The following is a 21949-nucleotide window of genomic DNA, read 5'->3' as shown; positions in this document are numbered from 1 at the left end:
CCCTTACAGGCTCTTCACGATGGGGAAGCTGTGCTGCGCGAGGATCGCGGTCATGTTGGCCTTGGCCACATCGTCTCGGAACGCCGTGTCCTTGAAGTAAACGGACACCTCGCCAGTCGGGTCGAGTTCCTTGCGCCAGTCGACGATTCCGTGCGCGACGGCCTCAACGTTGTCTTTGGTGATCGCGTCGGCCGGAGGGAGACAGGTGAACAGGAGGCCGTAACCGGTGCTGAACACGTCGATGCCATCAAAGGTGCGAGTGTCGATGGGCAGGGACAGGTCCAGGCCGAGGTTGAGGAGGAGCTCGAAGAGGAGGTCCTGATTGGTACGGCCATCGATGATGTTGTCGACGACTTCGAGGGTCTGCTGCTCGGGGTCTTGGCGGGTGGTGTCCCAGCGGTTGATGTTCGAGGTGTCCAGGCGGAACACTCGGAACCCCGCGCGGCCCGAAACCTTGGCCGCCCGACGGATCCGTTCCTTGGTGAGCTCGGCAAGATTTGCCGGGATGTTGGACCTCTCGCAGAAATCGAGTGCGTCCTTTTGCTCGCGTGCGCCGCGAATGAGCGGTTCGGGAAGTTGTACGAGGATGAATCGCCGGCTGGCTCCGTCGTTGCGGTTGGTTTCGATTACGGCATGAGCTGTCGTGCCGCTGCCGGCGAAGAAGTCCAGAACGATTCCACCGTCTGGAGCGCCGAGAGAGCAGATGGTGCTCAGTAGGCGCACCGGTTTCGGAGTCTGAAAGACAGCTTCACCGTCAAAGAGGTCCTTGAGCTCCAGACTGGCTTCCTTATTGCTTCCAAAATCTTCGTGCTTCCACCAGCTGCTTGGGGTGAGCTCATCGTCCATTTCGGCAAGGAACTTCTTCAGCATGGGGCGCCCAGTGCCGGACTGTCCGAAGGTGATTCGGCCATCCGCCAGCCATCCGTTGTAGCGCGCTTCGTCGCATCGCCAGTAGCGGCCGGGAGGGGGAAGGAACTTTTCTCCGGTGGGTCCGGTGATCTCAAATTGTCCTGCAGAATAGAACTTTCCGGCCGAAAGGTTCTCCGCCTTCCATGGTCCCCTGGGGTCGCTATCAGGATTTTTAAACTTGGCCTTTTGCTCCTCTGAGCGTCCCAGGCGACCAAGCGTGGCATGCTCTATGTCTTTGGCGTAAATGAGGATATGGTCGTGAGTGTCAGAAATGAACTTGGCGGTCATGTTTGCTGTGTAGGACTTTTGCCACACCGCATTGCAGATGAAGTTTTCAGGGCCAAAGATCTCATCCATAACCTGGCGAAGATTGTGGACTTCATGGTCGTCGATCGAGACGAAAATGACGCCGTCATCCTTCAGCAGGTTGCGGGCCAGCCAGAGGCGCGGATAGATCATGTCGAGCCATGTGCTGTGATAGCGGCCGGATGCTTCCGTGTTGCTGCTCTGCCGAGCGCCGCCGTCCAACTGGCCGGTAATCTCGAGGTACGATCGCACGCCGTCTCGAAAACTATCCGGATAGATAAAGTCCTGTCCGGTGTTGTACGGAGGATCGATGTAGATCAGCTTGACCTGGTTCGCGAAGCCCTTCTGCAGCAGCTTGAGGACTTCAAGGTTGTCGCCCTCGATCATCAGGTTCTGCGTGGTGTCCCAGTCCACGCTGTCTTCCGGGCGAGGCAGCAGCGTGCCCGTGCTGGGCGTCAGGGCGATTCGGCGCGCCTGGCGCTTACCGTGCCAGCTGAGGCCGTATTTCTCCTTGCCCTCGTCGATGCTGCCACCCAACAACTGCTTGAGGACCTCGAAGTCGATCTTTCCCTCGGTGAAGGCATCAGGAAAGAGCATCTTCAGCTGACCGAGGTTGTCGGCCACCAGGTCCTTCGACTGGGTCTCAGGGTCTCCTGGTTGCACCTGCTGCATCGTCACTTTGCTGTCTGCCATCTCTTCCGTCTGCCTACAACTTCGCCTGCGCGTCGCGCAGTTCCGCCCGTACGGTCCTGATCTCGGCATTCAGCCGGACCTGCCGTGCCATCTGTCGTTCCTTCTGCGCCTGGGACCGCAAGTGTTCGAGTTCGCTCTCAAGGCGGCTGGTCTCAGCCAGCGCGTTCAGCCGCTCCCTCACCACTTCCAGTGATCCCGCTACGCGGAAGGTTCCGGTCACCCGCGCCACCCGCAGGGCAACCGTACAGTCCACCCATCCCTGGTACACGGCGAAGAGGTCAGTGTGCGGTTGCCTATCGAGGGAGAGCGCCTGCAGGAACTGCTGCTCTAAATCGGAGTCCCCTACGCCGGTGCTCAGCATCTCGCCGTCAATCACTGTCGTATCGGCCTGTGTCTGGGACATCCGCTTCATGGCCAGCGATACCGTAACCTCGTCACCCTGCTCTGTAACCAACAGAACTGGATAGGGGAAGACCCGGTGGATCAGCTCGTTGACCCTCCCCTCCTGCACTCCCGGACGCAGCTCCAGTGTCATGACCTGAAGCTCGGGGACGCGTCGCGTACCGTCTGGGGCATCGAACGCCGGGATGCCGACCGCCGTGGGTTTGATGGCCGCCGCCCACCGCAGCGACTCAACCCCGTCCTGGATGCGCCGGCGGTCCGCGGCAGCGAAGTCTCCGTGCTCGACGAGTTGGGTCTTCGGGACACGCATGTTTACCCGGCACTCGTCCGGTAGTCCTAGCGCCGTTAATACGCTCTTCGCGCTCATGCGGCAGCCTGTCGTCCGTCGGCAGGCAGGATTACGAGGAACGCCATGACCTCGAAGTCGTCGACACCCGCGAACTCGCCGGCAGTGGCCTGGGTGCCGTCCAGGCTGAACAGGCTTGCCACCGCGCGCTCCTCCTCCCTACCGGTGATGGACCGCACTGCTGCCGCGAGGGCCTTGCGGGCCGTCCGCATGTCGGCGCCTTTGCGGGTGGCAGCGTCGTAGCGAGCGCAGGACGTCGGATCGGCGGTGTTCTGTCCCGCGCCAGCCCGACGCAGTCGGTCCAGGACGCGCTTGGCTTGGGTGTGCTTCAGCAGTAGTGCGCCGTCATTGCCCACGTGGACCACGTAGTAGGGGGCCAGCGGGTCGCCGGACTGTTCGGCGCGCTCGGCGGCCCTCCCCTCCGCGCGCAGGCAGAAGATCAGGCCCGGAGGTACGTCGCCGCTCAGGTCGGCCTCGGTGACAGCATGGACGCCAAGTGGTTCCTCCTCCAGCACGCCGGGGTGGCTCTTGGCGTAGTCAGCGAGCTCGATCCTGAGGTCGGTGAGTGTCAGGTCTGCGATGGAAACACCGGTGGAGAGATCCTCCAGATCGAGGACGGAGTCCTGAAGCTTGAGGAGTTGGGTGCGGCGGTACTCGAGATCGTTCATCGGATCGCCGGACTCCGAGCGGATGACGTTCTCCTCGCCAGTGGCGGAGATGTCAAGGAGGACCATGCGTCCGCTGACTCGTTGTTCCAGGTTGATGTACTCTTCAAGGTCCATCTGGGGCCAGAAGTTGACCAGTTGGATGGTGTCGTTGGTGGAGCCGAGCCGGTCGATACGTCCGAAGCGCTGGATGATGCGGACCGGGTTCCAGTGAATGTCGAAGTTGACGAGCCAGTCGCAGTCTTGGAGGTTCTGGCCTTCGGAGATGCAGTCGGTCGCGATGAGCAGATCCAGCTCGCCCTCCCCTGCTAGCTCGTCCGGGCGCTGCTTGGAGCGCGGGGAGAATGTGGAGAGGATGGAGGAGAGGTCCCGGCGTAGCTTCGGCAGGGTCGTGCGGTTGCTGCCGGAGCCGGTGACGAGGCCGCTCTCGATGCCGAGTTCGCTCCGAGCCCAGTCGGCGAGCTGCTCGTACAGGTACTTGGCGGTGTCCGCGAATGCGGTGAAGACGATGATCTTCCGGTTGCCCGTGTTGATGGGGCCGCGGACCTTGCCAGTGATCATTTCCCTCAGCTGAGCGAGCTTGGCGTCACGTTCCACGCTTACCTTGTCGGCCGCGTCCAGCATGCCGGCCAGCCGATCGCGGTCCTGAGTGAGGTCTTGCCGCCACTTGATCAGGTCCATATCGGTGATGAGAACCTTGACCTTGGCACCGATGAGGAGGTCCTCATACCGCGTGTCGTCGATCTCGATGTCCGCGATGCTCAGATCCGAGACGGCTGAGTCATTCCGCTCAATTGCAGCCAGTCGGCGCTCCACGTCTGCGAGCTGCCGGGACACCGTGAGGCGGAAGGATTCGACCGAGCTCTCCAGTCTCTTGAGGATGTTGACACGAAGCAGGTTGACGAGACTGAGCTCACGGTCTGCCTGTTGGAAAGAACCCTTTCCGCTGCTGAGGCGGGTGCTGTACCTCTCGTCATACTCGGCGCGCTTGTGCGGGAGGACGTACTGCATCGGCGAGTAGGCAGCCAGGTTGAGCCGTCGGATCTCGTCATTGAGGTCCTTGATGGAGCGGAAGTCGCCGTGCGTGTCGATGTCCGCCTTGATATTGATCGGCGTACGGCGCTCTGGAAAGCGGCCTGTCTCGCTGGTGCCGTAGTACTTCTCGACGTGCTTGCGGGAACGGGCGATGGTCAGCATGTCGAGCAAAGCGAAGTAGTCGAAGCCAAGCATGTCGACCAGACGGGCAGGGGTTCGGTCTACTGGGGCCAGGTCCTGCCACTTGTTGAACTGCCTCTGCGCTTTCCGGGTTGTCTCGCTGATGCTAGAGATACCGAAGGGAGACAGGCCGGTGTCCTCGTTCTCCGTGGCAAAGGCGATCTGGTTGCGTAGGTCCGCCAGACGGTTGTTGACCGGAGTCGCCGAGAGCATAAGGACGCGGGTCTTCACACCTTCCTTCACGATCTGCCGCATCAGCCGGTCGTAGCGCGTCTCGCCACCCTTCTTCGGGGACTTGGCGTTGCGAAAGTTGTGTGACTCGTCGATGACGACCAGGTCGTAATTGCCCCAGTTGACATACGAGAGGTCAATATCGCCGGACATGCCCTGTTCACGGGACAGGTCGGTGTGGTTGAGGACGTCGTAGTTGAACCGGTCTGCCGCGAGCACGTTGCGCTTGTCGTTGGCGGCGTACATCGTCCAGTTGTCCCGTAGCCGCTTCGGGCAGAGGACCAGAACACGGTCGTTGCGCAGCTCGTGGTACTTGATGACGGCTAGTGCCTCGAAGGTCTTACCGAGGCCTACGCTGTCGGCGATGATGCAGCCGCCATAACGGTTCAGCTTGTCGATCGCGCCGATGACACCGTCGCGCTGGAACCTGTAGAGCTTGTTCCACACCACGGTGTCGCGGATGCCGGTCGCGGCGTCTACGACATCGTCTTCGTCAAGTTCCCCGCCCGAAGCGCTGAAGAGGTGATGCAGCATCAGGTGGTAGATGCGGGCTGGATCCCGGTAAGCGCCGAGCGCGCGGAGGCGGTCGACGAGTGTGAACTCGTAGTCTCCCGGCTCAGAGGTCCGTGCCCACATAGTCTCGAACCAGGTGGCGAGCGCCTCGCTCTCGAGTGAGGTGTCCGCGGTTTGGACGATGTTCAGCGGATTGCCAGGGCTCATCCCCAGCCCTGCCGTTGTGAAGTCGAGCGAGCCCAATGCGGCATGTCTCGCTCTGCCCGCCGCGTCGCGCAAGATCAGCGTGCCTTGTGGAATCGAGCCCCCAGCGTGGCGGATATGGCCACGCCGGGCGAGCCAATCGGCGCAGGATGCGGCAAGCCGGCGCGTCTCGAGACGATTGCGGCCCGCCCTGTCGGTGACCCCACCAAGCAGGTCCAGATCCGCGTCAGCGCTCGGCAAGAGAACGCGCGCGACGTCCAGCTTGGAGAGCTCTTCGCGTAGTTCGCCATACGCGAAGACAGAGAACTCCGAGGTGGCCACGTCGAGTCGGCCCTCCGGTTCCAGCCCCAGTCGCACCAGATCGACCAGCCGGTCACTGCCCCGGTTGCTGACAAGCCTCACTGCTGCTCCTCGCTCGTGATCCCTTGCATCCCTCACGTGCTGTTCGTTGTCGCGTGGGACACCTGGCAAGGAAGCTTGATGACGACCGCCCTGAAGTGCTGGTGCGGGGCAAGCCGACGTCGCCGGAGCAGGGGCTCGCCCTGCCAGGATTCGCGCGCGAATCTCAAAAAACTAGCATCGCTCGGCCGATCGGTCAGGGGAACGAAGCTCCCAGTTGCTGCCAGGGGGCGACCAGACCGCCCGTGAGCCGGGCCCGCTGGACAACTGGGGTGACGCGACGGGGCATCGCTCCTGCGAGGAACGGCGCCTTCAGAGACCACTGTCCCCCAACCCCTACTGCTCGGGGGTAGACCCAGCATGCGCCGTGGCCCCTGTTTGGGAGCTGACTGTCGCTGCCTGACGGTTGGCGCGGTGAAGCTCCGCTTGCGGCAAGCCGTATGTCATGATCACTTGTCGATCTTGAAGTGGAGTGAGACCTCCTCGATGGTGTGGCGTGAGCGGAGTTTGCACGCGGTGTTCTGGTTCGCGAACAGGTCCTTCTTCCAGAACGCCTGGTCGCGTGGGACTGCCGCCTCCCAGCTGACCGGGACGATCCACTCGCGGCGGTCCTCGGGGTCGTCCTGCGGGAAGTCGTGCTGGTAGGTGCCTCGCAGCTCAAGGCTGCTCAGCGGGCGCAACTCGCCATCTACGGTGAGCTCGGCCTCGTCAAATGGCTCTGCCTTGCCCATGACGATGCCTACGCCCACGTATCCGGCCGTCGGTATGTGCGTGAAGATCCGGGCGCCAGGCTGAAGGTTCTGCAGGTTGCGGGAGTACTGCTTGCCGCCGCCGGCCGAGACGAATCCGTGGTGGCGGGCGTCGTCCCAGTTACGGACGGTGTCCTCTCCGAAGGCGACGTACCAGTCCTGGCCGTTCCAGGGTTCTTGCTTGCCGCGGCTCTTGGCACCGCCGGAGGGTGGGGCGGCAATGACCTCGTCGATCAACCACGTGCGAGCCAGGTAGTGGTGGTCGCCGTCCTCGAAGTACCGGAAGAACAACACGTTGAGCGGGACGCCGTACCCGGCGGACAAGTAGGTGACGATCCGTTCGGTCGCCGGATCCATCTCGCTGGCCACCACGGTAAGCGTGTGTGCGGTGTTGAGCTCCTCCGGCGGGCTCACGCCGAAGCGATCGGCGAAGGCCCCGTCGAAGGCTTCACCCGTGCCGCGCTTGCGCACGTATTCGGCATGGATCTCGCGGACCTCGTCGTTCGTCAGCCCCTGGACCCAGGAACCGTAGTCGAGGATTTGTGCCACCACGTCGCGCGGTGTGCGGTCGCGCTTGAGTTCCAGAACGTGCAGCGTGCCTTCACCGTCGACACCCAGAAGATCGACGACCTTGCCGAACGGGGTCTGCACCTGTCGGCCGATCACCAGCAGTGGGCGGCCAAGGATTGTCGGGTCCGCCTCGATCAGCCTCTCCAGCCGGTCCTCCAGAGGCATCCGCTGGGTCGCCACCCGTACCGGCTCAGCCCCATCAACCCGCCACAGCCCGACTTCCAGCGGCACGCGCCACCCCAGTATTCGATCCTGCGAAGGGTCTCAGTGAAGCACAGCTGTCTGCGCCGGCACTTCCAGGAAGACCTTGTCGAGTCCGCCCAACCGGGGCCGTCCGACCGTCGGCCGACGTGCGCTGTCGGGCCCAGCGGACTGTGCCAGGTGTGGCACCATCGAGTTATGGCGCGAGGCTCGGATCGCGTCCTCCGAGCCACCGATCCGACCGTGTGCCAGATCCGTGCCAGATGCACCGGCGGACAACGGTCGACAGGGGCCTGCGGGGCATCCCCTTCCGGTGGTGGCGGCCTGTATCGCCGCAGGTCAGAGGACCTTTTCGGCCCGAAGGTCCAAAGATTCCCAAGCTTATAGCGCGAGTTCGATTCTCGTCGCCCGCTCCACGGTAAAGCCCCAGGTCAACGGCCTGGGGCTTGCTTGTTGTCTGGGCCAATTCGGGCGCCGTATTACTGGCGCACCGGCGGCTGTAGCCAATGGCGTTCCAGGAATACCGGCTGTCGCTTGGTCGCCATCACTCCTCCGCCAACTGGGCTGGGTTATGAGCCTCTTGGGTCCTGGCCAGGCCCTGGCCTCGGAGTCTCCCTCTGAGGCCGGCGTGCGAGCGGCTCGCGGGCTCTGTGGTCAGTCAAGACCTGATGGGAGCGCGCTTCGCCCCGCTGCCGGGGTCGTACCGGCTCCCGAGCGCGGTCGATCGGGTTGCGGCGGGCGTGGCGGTCAGAGAAACGTGCTCCAGAGCAAGTACGTGACGTACTTGACGTACGTAGGCGGATGCGTGACTCCCTCGCCGCGTCTACGGCACTAGCCTCTGCGGTAGGCGCATCGAGCAGGGACGCGGAAGGACCGGCGGTGGCTGAGCAGGAGCACGGGTTACGGAGTCGGGACGTCGGCCATGTGGGCGACACCGCTGCGTCAGGGGCCGATTCGGACGGCGTGCCGTTTGCGCTTCACCTGCACGAACGTGGGTCGGAGATCCGTTCGGCGGCGGAAGCCCTCCAGTCCCTCGGTCGGGCGGTCGGGGCCGAGGGTGCGGAGATCGGGGAACTGCTGCTCTATGTCGGACCGGCGGGCCTTGGCAAGACCGCCGTGCTCACCGAGGTGCGCCGGCTGGCGAAGCGGGAGGTCTGCACGGTGCTCTTCGCCCGTGGCGGCGAGCAGCAGCGCAACGAGCCCTTCCACGTGGTGCGTCAACTGCTCCAGCCGGTAGTTGCGGCACTGGCCGACGGAGAGCAGCAGCAGGTCTTCGGCCATTGGTACGACATCGTCGGGCCCGCCGTGGGACTACTCCCGCCGACGGGACAGCTCGACCCGCAGGGTGTCCGGGACGGCCTCGACTTCGTGCTCACCCAACTCGTCCAGCGCCGGGCACCGCTGGCCGTGATCGTCGACGACCTGCACTGGGCCGACCTTGAGTCGCTTCGCTGGATCGCGGCCTTCGCGGTCCGCGCGCGGGAGTTGCCGGTACTGCTGGTCTTCGCCTGCCGTGACGAATTCCCCGACGACGCCTTGGCGTTCCATCAGAGCATCGTCGGCCGAGCCGACCGACGGCATGAGCTGCGCCCGCTTCAGCCTGCCTCGGTCGCGAGTCTGGTCCGTGCCTCGCTGGGAGACGCGGCCGAGGACGCCTTCTGCCGCCACGTGTGGGCGGTGACCGCGGGCAACCCGTACGAGACCACCGCCCTGCTGCGGGAGATCCGCGATCAGCGGCTGGACCCGGTCGAGGAGAACTCCGGGCAACTGCGTGAACTCGCGGCCGAGGCAATGGGGATGACGCTTCGGCAGTGGCTGGACAAGCTGGGTCCGAGCACTCTGCGGTTCGCTTGGGCAGCATCGATGCTCGGCACCGACATCCATTCCGAACTCGCCGCCGCCATCTGTGCGCAGGGCCCGGGCGCGGCGGCTGAGTCAATCAGAGAATTGCGCAAGCACCGGGTGCTGACCAGCAGCTCGGACAGTCGGCTGGAGTTCGTCCACCCGTTGGTCGCAACCTCGGTCTACCACTCGATGCCCGTCGGCACCCGCACCGCCATGCACGGCGTCGCCGCTGCCGAGATCGAGAACGCCGGGCTGGGCCTGCTGGCCGCCTCCCGGCACCTGCTGGAGACGCATCCGGACGGCGATCCCGCAATCGTGCGCAAGCTGCGGGCGGCGGCCACCGAGCATCTGGCCATCGGCGCGCCCGAAGCGGCGCAACGTTGCCTGCGACGCGCGCTGAGTGAGCCACCGGACGAGGAGGACAGGGCCCAGGTGCTCTACGAACTCGGCTGCTCGGCGCTGCTCACCAATCCGGCCACCACGGTGAACCAGTTGCGCCTCGCCCTGGACGAGAAGGACGGACTGAGCCCGGAACTCCGGGTGGACGCCACCTTCAGGCTCGCCCAGGCGCTGGCCCACAGCAACCAGTTGGGCGAGGCCGCAAGGGTGTGTGCCGAGGAGGCCGCCCGCACCGCGCCGGGACTCGGTCAACTGCGTCTGGAGGTCGCGCACTTCATGTTCGCGGTCTTCCAGGCGGAGGACGCCGACGGCCCGGCCCGCTCCCGCCGACTGGAGGAGTTCAGCAGGGGGCTCACCAGGGGCAGCAGTCTGAGCAGCGCCGTTTCGGTCCTGCGCTGCTGGGACCTCACGCTGCGAGGCACGGACTTCGCCGAGGCGATCGCGTTGGCGGAGTCCGCACTTGAGGACGGCAGGCTCCCGCGGGACCTCGGCTGGACGAATACCACGTGGGGTTTCGAGCTGCCGGGCGTCCTCGGTATCTCCTATCTGTACGCCGACCGGATCGGCCGTGCGGAGGCGCTGTTCAGTGAGGCGATGTGGGCATACGAGCTGGCTGGGTGGAGTGGCGGCCACCTGGGGTTCGCGTTTTGCCTGATGGGCCTTCTCCGCTTCCGGTGCGGCAACCTCGGTGAGGCGGAGGACTATCTGCGCCGCGCCCTGCGGACAGCGGAGCGGATCGCCCCGGGCATCCCGTTGCAATGGTTCGCGGTGGGGGTACTGTCTGACACCCTGCTCGCGCGAGGTAAGGCCGACGAGGCTTGGGAACTCGCGAAGGAGTACTCGTTCGGTCCGCCGTACCCCACAGTGATGGTGCTGCCGGATGCCCCAACCCTCTACGGCAGGCTGCTGCTGGCACAGGGTGACACGGCGGGCGCGGCCGCAGCCCTGGCCGCGGCCGGAGCCACACTGGATGCGCGGGGCTGGCGTAACACGGTGTGGGCGTCCTGGGCCGGACACCTGGCGCTCGCGGTGGCGGGCGAGGAACCGGACCGGGCTCGGCAACTGGCAGCGGAAGCCGTGCGCCGCGCGGAGGAGTACGGCCCGGACTCGGCGGTCGGCAGTGCCCTGCGGTTGTGCGCGGCGGTCCATGACGGGCCGCGCGCCGTGACGCTGCTTGAGGAAGCCGTACGGCGTCTGGAATGTTCCCCGGCGCGCTATGAGCACGCCCTCGCCTTGGTCGACCTCGGGGTGGCGCTCGCCGAGGCCGACCGGACTGTTGACGCGGGCAAGTCCCTCAACCATGGACTGGAGCTGGCCGAAGGCTGCGGAGCCGATGGCTTGGCGGCCCGGGCCCGCACTGCCCTCTCCGTGCTCCGACCACCCGAAACTCTTGAGTAGGCGGTGACCTCGAGCATCCACAACGGCACCCCGGCCGCGACGGCTGGTGCGGGGAGAACCGGTACGGCGGGCCCGTGTCAGATCCGTGCCGGAACGGGCGGCGGGCGAAGGTCAGCGGTGGTCGGAACCGACCGCCCGGCGGGGCTGCTCGGTCAGGTATTGCCGCAGGCCAGAGGCCCTCTCAGGTCCAAAGGCCCAAAGATTCCCAAGCTTGTGGCGCGAGTTCGATTCTCGTCGCCCGCTTCAGCAGTAAATTCCCGGCTCAGAGGTGATTGCCCCGAGCCGGGCCTGTCGTGTCTCCGGGGTCATTTTCGACTACGTGCCCCCTGCGTGCCCTGAGCCTTTTCCGTGCCCTTGCCGGGGCCCGGTTGACTGAGGCCGCCACTGGCCCGTGCCTTCGACGAGGGGTCTTACGAAAACCGACCGCAGTTCCGGTGCGGCGTCCGGCAGTTCGGGCTTCGTCGGTGTGGCCGGTGTCCCCAGTGTCATGATCGGTGGCTGGGCCTTCGTGGCGGTCCTGGAGTGCCGATTTCGGTGCGGACCCCAGCAGGGACAGGGATGCGGCGGGTTGTCCTCCGCCCGGTACCGGGGGAAAGCCCCCCTCAACGGCCGGGGGAGCGTCGGATGTTGGCGGGAACCGGTGGTCCGTAGCGTTCTCTGCATGACGACGAACCGGAACCTTCAGTGGATGCAGCAGGGTGGCGCGGCGATGGTCCTGGCGACCGGGCTGCCGGCGAACCTGGCGGAGATGCTCGCCTCGGAGCGGGTGGAGAACGAGGGCGACCCGCGTCTGCGGTGGTTGCAGCAGGGCGGTGCGGCGATGGTCCTGGCGACGGGTGTGCCTGCGGAGCTGGAGAAGATGCTGGCGCCGACGGCGAGTGGGGCAACCCTGGTGTGAGGTGTTCAAGGCGGCCCCGGGAGTCTCCTGTGGCGGGACGACCGAAACGCGATCGACGGCGACCCTGCCCGGGCGGCGGCGGGCGCGATAAGCTGTGATCCGTCTGGTCTAGACCACAGTGCGACTCAGAACGGTGGAGCCATGGAAATCGTCATCGTCCCCGATGCCGCAGCCGGCGGCGAGCTCATCGCCTCGGCGATGGCCGAGCTGGTGACGCGCAAGCCCGACGCACTGCTCGGGGTGGCCACCGGCTCGACGCCGCTGCCGATCTACCAGGCGCTGGCGGCCAAGGTGCGCGGCGGGGCGCTCGACGTGTCGCGGGCCCGGGTGTGCCAGCTGGACGAGTACGTCGGCCTGCCGACCGGGCACCCGGAGTCGTACCGGTCGGTGGTGCTGCGTGAGGTGATCGAGCCGCTCGGGCTGACCGAGGCGTCCTTCTTCGGTCCGGACGGTGCCGCCGAGGACGTCGCCGCCGAGGCGATCGCGTACGACCAGGCGCTGGCGGCGGCCGGCGGGGTGGACCTGCAGCTGCTCGGGATCGGTACCGACGGGCACATCGGCTTCAACGAGCCGTGCTCCTCGCTCGCCTCGCGGACCCGGATCAAGACGCTGACCCAGCAGACCCGGCTCGACAACGCGCGCTTCTTCGACAGCCTGGATGAGGTCCCGCACCACGTCATCACCCAGGGCATCGGCACCATCCTGGAGGCCCGCCACCTGGTGCTGCTGGCCACCGGTGAGGCCAAGGCGGACGCCGTCGCGGCTACCGTCGAGGGCCCGCTCTCCGCGCTGGTCCCGGCCTCGGCCCTGCAGCTGCACCCGCACGCCACCGTGGTGGTGGACGAGGCGGCCGCGTCCGGTCTGAAGCTGGCCGACTACTTCCGCGCCACCTACGCGGCCAAGCCGGACTGGCAGTCGATCTGACCGACGCGTCACGGACCGAGCCGCCGACGCGTCACCGAGCGAGCCGCAGACCCCCGGGGCCTGCGGCTCGCTCCGTTGGCAGCACCGCCGTCGCGACAGCTCAGCGGGTGATCGTCCGGCCGTCGCGTACCACGACCTCGCGGTCGGCGTACGCGGCGACCCGTGCCTCGTGGGTGACCAGCACCACCGCCGCGCCGGACTCCCGGGCGGCGGTCCGGAGCAGCCGGAGGACCCGTTCGCTGTTCAGCGAGTCCAGCGCGCCGGTCGGCTCGTCCGCGAAGACCACCCGGGGTCCGGTGACCAGGGCCCGCGCCATCGCCACCCGTTGGCCCTCGCCGCCGGAGACGGCGGAGGGCCGCTGGGAGGCCGTGCCGGTCACCTCCAACCGTTCGAGCCACTCGCGGGCCAGCTTCTCCGCGGGCCGACGGCGCAGTCCGTTCAGCCGGAGCGGCAGCGCCACGTTCTCCAGGCAGGTCAACTCCGGTACCAGCTGGCCGAACTGGAACAAGAAGCCGAAGTCGGTGCGGCGCAGCGCACTGCGCCCGGCGTCGGTGAGCTCCTCCAGCCGGGTGCCCCGGTAGCGCACGGCGCCCGCGTCGGGCCGGACGATCCCGGCCAGGCAGTGCAGCAGGGTGGACTTGCCCGAGCCGGACGGGCCCATCACGGCGACCAGCTCGCCGGCCTCGACGGTCAGTGCGGCGTCGTGCAGCGCGGTGGTCGGGCCGAACGCCTTGGCCAGACCGGTGCCGCTGAGCAGCGCCGCCGCCGTCGGGCCCGGCCGGGTGCCGGGGGCCTCGGTCGGGAGGGTCATCGGGTGACCTGCCCACGCAGTTCGTCCAGCCGGGCCGCCGTCAGCTCCAGCCAGCGCAGGTCCGCCTCCAGGTGGAACAGCGCGTGGTCGCAGATCAGCTGGTCCGCCAGGTCACCGTCCTCCTTGCGCCGGGTCAGCACGCGCATCTGCCGCAGATGCTCGGTCCGCTGCAGGTCCAACACCTCCGCTGCCGGACGTCCGGTCAGCAGTGCCAGCACTACCTTGGAGTACAGCGTGTTCTGTAGGTACGGCTCCGGGCTCTCGGCCCGGGCCAGCCACTCGCCGACGTCGGTCACCCCGGCCTCGGTGATCGCGTACCGCTTCCGCTCGGGGCCGTCCCCCGGCTCGACGCCCTCGACCACGACCAGTCCGCTCTTCAGCAGCCGGGACAGCGTCGAGTACACCTGCCCGTAGTGCAGCGACCGGGTGCGGCCGAACTGCTCGTCGTAGGCGCGCTTCAGGTCGTAGCCGTGGCGCGGCTGGGATTCCAGGAGGCCGAGGAGGATCTGACCGAGTGACATGGACGTCACTCTACCGAGGGTGTATAGCGCGCGTTCATAGCGAGCCGGGCCGCGGCCGCCGGATCCGGGAACGGACCCCACCCGGCGACGGTGGCAGGCTACGGTGGGGCCGAGAAGCCGGTCGGACCAGGGGGAGTGGCGTGCTCGATCCGCTGTCGATGTCGGCGGTCACCGTGGTGCTGGGCGCCGTCGGTGCGTCGATGGCCAACGAGGCAGGCAGGTGGGCCTGGGAGTCCGTCGGCTGACTGACCAGGAGGGCTTTCGGCCGGGAGGTGCCGGCGCCGACCGGGGCGGCCGAGCGCGAGCTGCCGGAACCAGGTCAGCGCGAGCTCCAACTGCGCGGCCACGCCGACCTGCCCCGGGCCCGGGCGCTGCTCCGGCGGCACCGGGGGCGGGCGCTCCCGGATCAACCGGAGCGCGCGGTCGAGCAGTTGGAGCGCGCGCTGACCTGGTTCCGGCAGCACGGCGACCACTACAACACCGCCCGGACGCTGACCAATCTGGCCGAGGCCCGGTTGGCCCAGGGCCGCCCGGCGGAGGCGGCGGTGGCGATCGACGAGGCGCTGGTGCTGCTCGGGCGCGAGAACGCCGTACTGCACCTGCCGTTCCTGCACGCGCTCCGCGAACGCACTACCTGAGGTCGGTGACCCGGACCCGGTGGGTGCTGCTGCCCGTCCGGACGGTCAGCGGACCGACGGTCGGCCGGGCCAGCAGGGCGGACGCCCAGGCGGCCGGGTCGGCGCCGCCGCCGTCGGTGGTCAGCTCGACCAGCAGGCCGTTGCGGTGCCGGGCCACGCAGCTGTGCGGGCCGGTCACGTAGGCGGCCAGCGAGCAGCCGGGGAAGTGGTCGAGGATCTCGGCGGCCCAGTCGGCGGGCGGGCCCAGCCGGGGATCGTCCGGAGCGCCGTACCGGTAGATCAGGTCGGCCAGATCGAGCACCTCGCGGTCCAAGGTGTCCTCGTGCACCGCGAGGTGGCCCTCGCCCGGGCCGTCCGGCTCGTACTCCGGGGAGACCGTCCGGTGCAGCTCGACCACGCCGTGCCGGAGCGCCCGGGTGCAGACCCGCAACGGGGTGGTGCGCAGCGGCGGTTGGTACGGCGGCAGGGAGAGCCGGTCCAGCCGGGCCGGCCCGCTCGGCTCGGGCAGCTCCATCAGGCGGTAGCAGAGCGCGCGGAGCAGTTCCGCCGAGCGACCGGGGTCGGAACTGGTCAGCGTGGCCGGTCCGGGCAGCGGGCGGTGCTCGGTCCGGAGCCGGTCGAGCTGCGGCAGCAGGGCGGCGTACGGGTCCAACTGCGGTGCCTTGCGCACGAAATCGGCCACCGGGCTGTCGGGGCCCAGGGCGTCGAGCGAGGCCGCACCGAGCAGGACGGGGGTGCCGAGGGCGGCGGCGTAGTAGCTGACCGAACCGAAGTCGCCGATCACCGTGTCGGCGGCGAGCAGGGCCTGCCGCCAGTCGTGCACCGGATCGATCAGGGTCAGGCCGGCCCGCTGCGCCGCGTCCAGCCAGAGCCGGATCTGCCCGGGGCCGTGGCCGTGCCAGATGTTCGGGTGCAGGACGGCGGCCACTCGGTACTCGTCGGCCGGGAGTTCGGAGCGCAGCCGGGGCAGCAGCAGCGGGAGCAGGTCCACCGGGCCGTCGTCGCCGAACAGGGAGTCCGGGTTCCAGGTGGAGTTGAGCAGCAGCAGGTGCTGGTCGGGGTGGACGCCGAGGGTGCGGCGGAAGCGCTCGCGGAGTGGGCGTTCGCTCAGCAGCCGGTCGTAGCAGGGATCACCCGCGAGCACCGCCGTCGGGGCGGCCGGTGGGCAGGCGGCCCGGAGGCGTTCGGCCTGCTCGGGGTGGGAGAGCACCATCGCGTCCACGAACGGGACGCCGTCGGCGTCCAGCAGCAGCGCCGGGTCGAAGCCGAACACGCACGCACGGCTGGCTGGCTGGCTGGCTGGCTGGCTGGCTGGCTGGCTGGCTGGCTGGCTGGCTGGCTGGCTGGCTGGCTGGCGCGAGTATCTTATTGTACCCGACACCGTGCGACAGGACCGCCAACTTGCTCTGAAAGCTGTCGAGTTGACCCCCGAGGCTGGCCGAGACGGCCAGTGCCACCGGTGTGCTGACGGCCTGCTCCCAGGGCAGTACCGGGACGCCGACCGCTTCGAACAGCTCCGTCACGCCGGCCTGGAACGGCGAGGAGCCGGTGCAGGTGGCCAGCAGCTGCACCCGCAGGTCGTCGCGGAACAGCGGCACCACGTCGAGCAGCCTGGTCGCGGACGTGACGTTGTGCACGACCAGCAGGACCTTCGTGCTGCCGCCCCGGGTCGCCCACCGTGCGGCCTCGTCCCCGACCGGGACCCGCACCCACTCACCCCACCGCTCGCCCACCCGGTCAACCTACCTTCGCAAGGGTGGGCGTGACAGGCGATCATGCAGGTACGGTCGGCCGCAGAGCCTGATCCGAGGGAGAGCGATGACCGTCACGCTGGACAGCAGGGAGCTCAACCGGGCCACGCTGGCCCGCCAGTTGCTGTTGGAGCGCGCGGACCTGACGGTGCCGCAGGCGCTGGAGCGGATGGTCGGCCTCCAGGCGCAGACGCCGCAGACCTGGTACGTCGGGCTGTGGGCCAGGCTGGCCGGGTACGCACCCGAGGAGACCTCCCGCCTGCTGGCCGAGGGCGAGGTGCTGCGGATGGCGCTGATGCGCGGCACCATCCACTTGGTCACGGCGGAGGACGTGCTCTGGCTGCGGCCGCTGGTGGAGCCGGTGATCGAGCGCGGCACCCGGGCGGCGTTCGGACGGAAGCTCGTGGGCCTCGACCTGGCCGAGCTGGCGGTGGTCGGACGGGCCGCGTTCGCCGAACGGCCGCTGACCTTTGCCGAGTTGGGGAAGCTGCTGGCGGAGCACTTTCCGGGCTACGACGGGGCTTCCATGGCCCAGACGGTCCGGGCCTCGGTGGCCCTGGTGCAGGTGCCGCCGCGCGGGCTGTGGGGGCGGAGCGGCCCGGTCGCGCACCTCCCGGTCGAGCAGTGGCCCGGCCGGGAGCTCGAACGGGATCCGAGCGTCGAGCAGTTGGTGCTGCGCCAGCTGGCCGGATTCGGTCCCTGCACCGTGAAGGACATCCAGCAGTGGAGCGGCCTCACCAGGCTGGCCGAGGTGGTGGACCGGCTCCGCCCGCAGCTGGTGGTGTTCCGGGACGGGCAGGGCCGGGAGCTGTTCGACCTGCCGGACGCGCCCCGGCCACCCGCCGACACCCCGGCCCCGGTGCGCTACCTGTACGAGTTCGACAACCTGCTGCTCTCGCACGCCGACCGCAGCCGGGTGCTGACCGTCGACTTCGCCGACCAGGGCTTCGCCGGTGTCAACGAGATGCCGCGCTCCGTGCTGCTGGACGGCTTCGTCGGTGCCACCTGGCGCTTCGCGGTGGCCAAGGGCGAGGCGGTGGTGACGGTCCGCCCGTTCCGGAAGCTCACCGGGGCCGAGCGGGCCGGGCTGGAGACCGAGGGTGAGCTGCTGGCCCGCTTCCTCGCCCGGGACGCCGCCCGCCACGAGGTACGGATCACCGCACCCGAGCCGGGCTGACACCAGGCTGAGCCGACCCGAGTCGGTCCGGCCCTGAGCCCGGAGCCGCCGTCCGTTCCGGTGGCGGGACGCGGTCCTGCCGGTGAGGGTGGTCGGCGGGGGTCGGTTCGATGGGAGATGACGCATGGTCGAGGTGACTGAACGGTACGCGGTGGGGACGCCGTGCTGGGTGGATCTGAACGCGCGCGACCAGCAGGCCGCGCTGGACTTCTACCGGGACCTGTTCGGCTGGCAGGGCGAGATCGGGCCCGAGGAGTTCGGCGGGTACTCGGTCTGCGAGAAGAACGGCAAGGCGGTGGCCGGGATCATGGGGCCGACGCCGGTGGAGGAGGGTCAGCCGGCGATGCCGTCCAACTGGACCACCTATCTGAGCACCGATGACGCGGAGGCCACGCTGACCGCGATCGGCGACAACGGCGGCACCGTGCTGCTGCCCGTGATGACGGTGGGTACCACCGGCAAGATGCTGGTGGCGGCCGACCCGAGCGGGGCCGTGTTCGGGGTCTGGCAGCCGCTGGACTTCCTCGGCGCCCAGGTGGTGAACGAGGCGGGCGCGGTGGTCTGGAGCGAGCTGCACACCAGTGCTCCCGGCGAGGTGGGTGTGTTCTACGACGCCGTGTTCGGGGCCAGGGTCGCCCCGATGGAGCAGATGCCGGAGTACCTTTCCTTCAACGTGGCGGGCCGCAGCGTCGGTGGCGTGGTGAATCTGGCCGACGACCCGCCGGGCACCCCGCCGCACTGGCGGACGTACTTCGCCGTGGACGACGTCGACAGCACGGTGGACGCGCTGGTCAAGGCGGGTGGCAACCTGCTGGACCCGCCGACCGACCAGCCCTGGGGCCGGGTCGCCCTGGTGCAGGACCGGGACGGCGCCACCTTCTCGTTGATCAAGCCTCCGCCGGTGTGACGACCGCTGTTCGACCGTGACCGCCCGTTCGCGACGCGCCAATGGTGTGGCAAATGGGCGGTTTCGGCCGTCCGGAGTACCAGACTGACAGTCATGCTGGGGCTCCCGGACCACATCGAAGCGTTCCTGTTCGACCTCGACGGCGTACTGACGCGGACCGCCAAGGTGCACGCGGCAGCGTGGAAGGACATGTTCGACACCTTCCTCAGAGCCGAGGCCCTGCGGACCGGCACGGAGTTCGCTCCGTTCGAGCCGGCCGACTACGACCAGTACGTGGACGGCCGTCCACGCCTGGACGGCACCCGGACCTTCCTGGCCTCGCGCGGTGTCACGCTGCCCGAGGGCCACCCGGACGACCGGCCTGGGGCCCGGACGGTCCAGGGGCTGAGCAACGCCAAGAACGACACCGTGCTGCGGATGATCAAGGAGCAGGGCGTCGAGCCCTACGCCGGGTCGGTGGCCTACCTGCACCGGCTGCGGGAGCTCGGGCTGCCCCGGGCGGTGGTGTCCTCCAGCGCCAACTGCCGGGACGTGCTGCGCGCGGCCGGGATCGACGACATGTTCGACGTGGTGATCGACGGTCTGGTGGCGAGCCGGGAGCACCTCCCCGGCAAGCCCGCCCCCGACACCTTCCTGGCCGCCGCCAGGGCGCTGGGCACCGAGCCCGCGCACGCCGCCGTGTTCGAGGACGCGTTGGCGGGCGTCGCCGCCGGCCGGGCCGGCGGCTTCGGCACGGTGGTCGGGGTGAACCGGACCGGGCAGGCCCATGCGCTCCGCGAGCACGGCGCCGACCTGGTGGTGGACGACCTCGCCGATCTGATCGACGGTCAGTACGAGGCCGGCCGATGAGCCCGCAGACCACCTTCACCGTCGACCCCTGGGGCATCGCCGAGCACGGCCTCGACCTCGGTGGCCAGGCGAGGGCCGAGTCGGTCTTCGCGCTCTCCAACGGTCACATCGGCCTGCGCGGCAACCTGGACGAGGGAGAGCCGCACGGCCTGCCCGGCACGTACCTGAACGGGGTCTTCGAGCTCCGTCCGCTGCCGTACGCGGAGGGCGGCTACGGCTATCCCGAGTCCGGCCAGAGCGTCATCAACGTCACCAACGGCAAGATCATCCGACTGCTGGTGGATGACGAGCCCTTCGACCTCAGGTACGGCGAACTACGGCACCACCAGCGGCGGTTGGACTTCCGGGAGGGTCTGCTCCGGCGGGACGCGGAGTGGACCTCGCCGGCCGGCAAGACCATCAAGGTGTCGTCTACCCGGCTGGTCTCGCTCACCCAGCGGGCGATCGCGTCGGTGGACTACCGGGTCACCGCCGTGGACGGCCCGATCCGGATCGTGCTCCAGTCCGAGCTGGTGGCCAACGAGCAGCTGCCCGGCGGGGTGGAGGCCGACCCCAGGGCCGCCGCGGTGTTGGAGGCCCCGCTGGTGGCGGAGGCCGGGCAGGCGTCCGGCACCAAGGCGGTGCTGGTGCACCGGACCAAGTACAGCGGCCAACGGGTGGCGGTCGGGATGGACCACCTGATCGAGGGCCCGGACGGCTTCCACGTCACCGCCGAGTGCGCCGAGGACCAGGGCCGGATCAGCGTCACCACGGTGCTGCATCCCGGCGAGGAGCTGCGGCTGACCAAGTTCACCGCGTACGGCTGGTCGGCGACCCGCTCGCTACCCGCCGTCCGGGACCAGGTGGAGGCCGCGCTGACCGCGGCCAGGTACACCGGCTGGAACGGTCTGGTGGCCGAACAGCGGGAGTACCTCAAGGAGTTCTGGGAGACCAGCGACGTCCAGATCGACGGGGACGTGGAACTCCAGCAGGCGGTCAGGTTCGCGCTCTTCCACGTGCTGCAGGCCGGTGCCAGGAGCGAGGAACGGGCGATCCCCGCCAAGGGGTTGACCGGTCCCGGCTACGACGGGCACAGCTTCTGGGACACCGAGGCGTTCGTGCTCCCGGTGCTCACCTACTGCCTGCCGGACGCGGTGAAGCAGGCGCTCCGCTGGCGGCACACCACGCTGCCGCTGGCCCGCGAGCGGGCGACCCAACTCGGGCTCGCCGGTGCGGTGTTCCCCTGGCGGACGATCAGGGGCGAGGAGTGTTCGGGCTACTGGCCGGCCGGAACGGCCGCGTTCCACATCGGCGCCGACATCGCGGTGGCGACGGCCCGGTACGTCCGGGCCACCGGTGACGTGGAGTTCGAGAAGGAGTACGGGCTGGAACTCCTGGTGGAGACCGCCCGGATGTGGCGTTCGCTCGGTCACCACGACGCGGCCGGGCGGTTCCGGATCGAGGGCGTCACCGGTCCCGACGAGTACAGCGCGGTGGCCGACAACAACGTCTTCACCAACCTGATGGCGCAGACCAACCTGCGGGCCGCCGCTGAGGCCGCCGCCCGGCACCGGGCGGTGGCGGCCGGGTTCGGCGTGGACACCGAGGAGACCGCCGCGTGGCGGGACGCGGCCCGGGCGATGTACATCCCGTACGACGAGAAGCTGGGCGTGCATCCGCAGGCCGACGGCTTCACCGACCACCAGTTCTGGGACTTCGAGGCCACCCCGCCGGAGAAGTACCCGCTGCTGCTGCACTACCCGTACTTCGACCTCTACCGGAAGCAGGTGGTCAAGCAGGCGGACCTGGTGCTGGCCATGCAGGTGCGCGGCGATGCCTTCACCGACGAGCAGAAGGCCCGCAACTTCGCATACTACGAACGCCTGACGGTCCGGGACTCCTCGCTCTCCGCCTGCACGCAGGCGGTGATCGCGGCCGAGGTGGGCCAGCTCGACCTGGCGTACGACTACACCGCCGAAGCCGCCCTGATGGACCTGCACGACCTCGGCGGCAACACCAGCGACGGTCTGCACATGGCCTCGCTGGCCGGGGCCTGCCTGGCCCTGGTGGCCGGGTTCGGCGGCCTTCGGGACCACGGTGACCACCTGTCGTTCCGGCCCCGGCTGCCCGCCGGACTGAGCCGGCTCGCCTTCGCCATGAAGATCCGGGACAACCTGCTGCACGTCGAGATCACCCACTCCCGGACCACGTACACACTCCGCCGGGGCACCTCGCTGAGCCTGCTGCACGAGGGCGAACCGCTCCGGATCGAGCCCGGCCGGCCGGCCTCCCGCCCGATGCCGGTGCAGGCGGCACCCGAGCGCTGCGTCCAGCCGCCCGGCCGGGAGCCCGCCCGGCGCCAGCAGCAGTCCGGCCCGGCGGTCGGCAGCGGAGCCGAAGCGCCGCCGCACCTGGCGGCCGAGTAGCGCTCTTCGAGAAGAAACGAGAG

General features: G+C 68.5%; 15 protein-coding genes and 1 tRNA gene. 9 read left to right on the top strand and 7 right to left on the bottom strand.

The features are described from left to right. Positions 1-3 precede the first annotated feature (3 nt). The 4 genes from ACKUU6_RS15140 to ACKUU6_RS15125 all read right to left on the bottom strand — a co-directional run bounded on the left by ACKUU6_RS15140 (position 4) and on the right by ACKUU6_RS15125 (position 7433). Complete coding sequence (locus ACKUU6_RS15140) at positions 4-1908, bottom strand: site-specific DNA-methyltransferase (RefSeq protein WP_407989061.1); 1905 nt, start codon at positions 1906-1908, stop codon at positions 4-6. A gap of 13 nt (positions 1909-1921) precedes the next feature. After that, on the bottom strand, positions 1922-2677 hold the full coding sequence (locus tag ACKUU6_RS15135; RefSeq protein WP_407989060.1) for a DUF4391 domain-containing protein: 756 nt from the start codon (positions 2675-2677) through the stop codon (positions 1922-1924). Beyond that, on the bottom strand, positions 2674-5886 hold the full coding sequence (locus ACKUU6_RS15130; protein ID WP_407989059.1) for a helicase-related protein: 3213 nt from the start codon (positions 5884-5886) through the stop codon (positions 2674-2676). The genes ACKUU6_RS15135 and ACKUU6_RS15130 overlap by 4 nt, the downstream gene beginning before the upstream one ends. A 446-nt stretch (positions 5887-6332) precedes the next feature. Continuing rightward, on the bottom strand, positions 6333-7433 hold the full coding sequence (locus ACKUU6_RS15125) for an endonuclease NucS domain-containing protein (protein WP_407989058.1): 1101 nt from the start codon (positions 7431-7433) through the stop codon (positions 6333-6335). Positions 7434-8366: 933 nt separating this feature from the next. Here ACKUU6_RS15125 and ACKUU6_RS15120 point away from each other — a divergent pair. The 4 genes from ACKUU6_RS15120 to ACKUU6_RS15105 all read left to right on the top strand — a co-directional run bounded on the left by ACKUU6_RS15120 (position 8367) and on the right by ACKUU6_RS15105 (position 12867). Next, entirely contained in the window at positions 8367-11045 is a 2679-nt protein-coding gene (locus ACKUU6_RS15120; RefSeq protein WP_407989057.1) for an ATP-binding protein, read from the top strand. A 100-nt stretch (positions 11046-11145) separates the two neighbouring features. Then, positions 11146-11288 (top strand) — tRNA-Gly (locus ACKUU6_RS15115). A gap of 418 nt (positions 11289-11706) precedes the next feature. Beyond that, entirely contained in the window at positions 11707-11943 is a 237-nt protein-coding gene (locus ACKUU6_RS15110; protein WP_407989056.1) for a hypothetical protein, read from the top strand. Positions 11944-12084: 141 nt separating this feature from the next. Further along, positions 12085-12867 carry a glucosamine-6-phosphate deaminase gene (locus tag ACKUU6_RS15105; protein ID WP_407989055.1) on the top strand — a complete coding sequence of 261 codons (783 nt, stop codon included), beginning with the start codon at positions 12085-12087 and terminating at the stop codon, positions 12865-12867. Between the two features lie 100 nt (positions 12868-12967). On the opposite strand, the gene ACKUU6_RS15100 is transcribed toward ACKUU6_RS15105, so the two are convergent. Together ACKUU6_RS15100 and ACKUU6_RS15095 are read right to left on the bottom strand one after the other, a co-directional pair. Then, a complete protein-coding gene (locus tag ACKUU6_RS15100) occupies positions 12968-13678 on the bottom strand; it encodes an ABC transporter ATP-binding protein (protein WP_407989054.1) in 711 nt (236 codons plus the stop codon). Next, positions 13675-14199: a PadR family transcriptional regulator gene (locus tag ACKUU6_RS15095; protein WP_407989052.1), complete on the bottom strand. Its 525-nt coding sequence runs from the start codon at positions 14197-14199 to the stop codon at positions 13675-13677. The genes ACKUU6_RS15100 and ACKUU6_RS15095 overlap by 4 nt, the downstream gene beginning before the upstream one ends. A gap of 272 nt (positions 14200-14471) precedes the next feature. On the opposite strand from ACKUU6_RS15095, the gene ACKUU6_RS15090 reads away from it, so the two are divergent. After that, the gene (locus ACKUU6_RS15090; RefSeq protein WP_407989051.1) at positions 14472-14837 is read left to right on the top strand and encodes a tetratricopeptide repeat protein; all 366 of its coding nucleotides are present in this window, start codon (positions 14472-14474) and stop codon (positions 14835-14837) included. On the opposite strand, the gene ACKUU6_RS15085 is transcribed toward ACKUU6_RS15090, so the two are convergent. Continuing rightward, positions 14830-16110: a hypothetical protein gene (locus tag ACKUU6_RS15085; RefSeq protein WP_407989050.1), complete on the bottom strand. Its 1281-nt coding sequence runs from the start codon at positions 16108-16110 to the stop codon at positions 14830-14832. The genes ACKUU6_RS15090 and ACKUU6_RS15085 overlap by 8 nt on opposite strands. Before the next feature lie 545 nt (positions 16111-16655). Here ACKUU6_RS15085 and ACKUU6_RS15080 point away from each other — a divergent pair. The 4 genes from ACKUU6_RS15080 (at position 16656) to ACKUU6_RS15065 (ending at position 21926) form a co-directional block, all read left to right on the top strand. Then, positions 16656-17765 carry a winged helix DNA-binding domain-containing protein gene (locus tag ACKUU6_RS15080; protein WP_407989048.1) on the top strand — a complete coding sequence of 370 codons (1110 nt, stop codon included), beginning with the start codon at positions 16656-16658 and terminating at the stop codon, positions 17763-17765. A 124-nt stretch (positions 17766-17889) separates the two neighbouring features. After that, the gene (locus ACKUU6_RS15075; RefSeq protein WP_407989047.1) at positions 17890-18672 is read left to right on the top strand and encodes a VOC family protein; all 783 of its coding nucleotides are present in this window, start codon (positions 17890-17892) and stop codon (positions 18670-18672) included. Between the two features lie 93 nt (positions 18673-18765). Beyond that, a complete protein-coding gene (locus tag ACKUU6_RS15070; protein ID WP_407989046.1) occupies positions 18766-19521 on the top strand; it encodes an HAD family hydrolase in 756 nt (251 codons plus the stop codon). Further along, positions 19518-21926 carry a glycoside hydrolase family 65 protein gene (locus tag ACKUU6_RS15065; RefSeq protein WP_407989045.1) on the top strand — a complete coding sequence of 803 codons (2409 nt, stop codon included), beginning with the start codon at positions 19518-19520 and terminating at the stop codon, positions 21924-21926. The genes ACKUU6_RS15070 and ACKUU6_RS15065 overlap by 4 nt, the downstream gene beginning before the upstream one ends. The last annotated feature ends 23 nt before the right edge of the window (positions 21927-21949 follow it).

This window comes from Kitasatospora sp. CMC57 (assembly GCF_045866025.2).
In the GTDB taxonomy this organism is placed as follows: Bacteria; Actinomycetota; Actinomycetes; order Streptomycetales; family Streptomycetaceae; genus Kitasatospora.
Note: the sequence above shows the minus strand (reverse complement) of the source record. Positions and strands in the feature narration are given on the sequence as shown.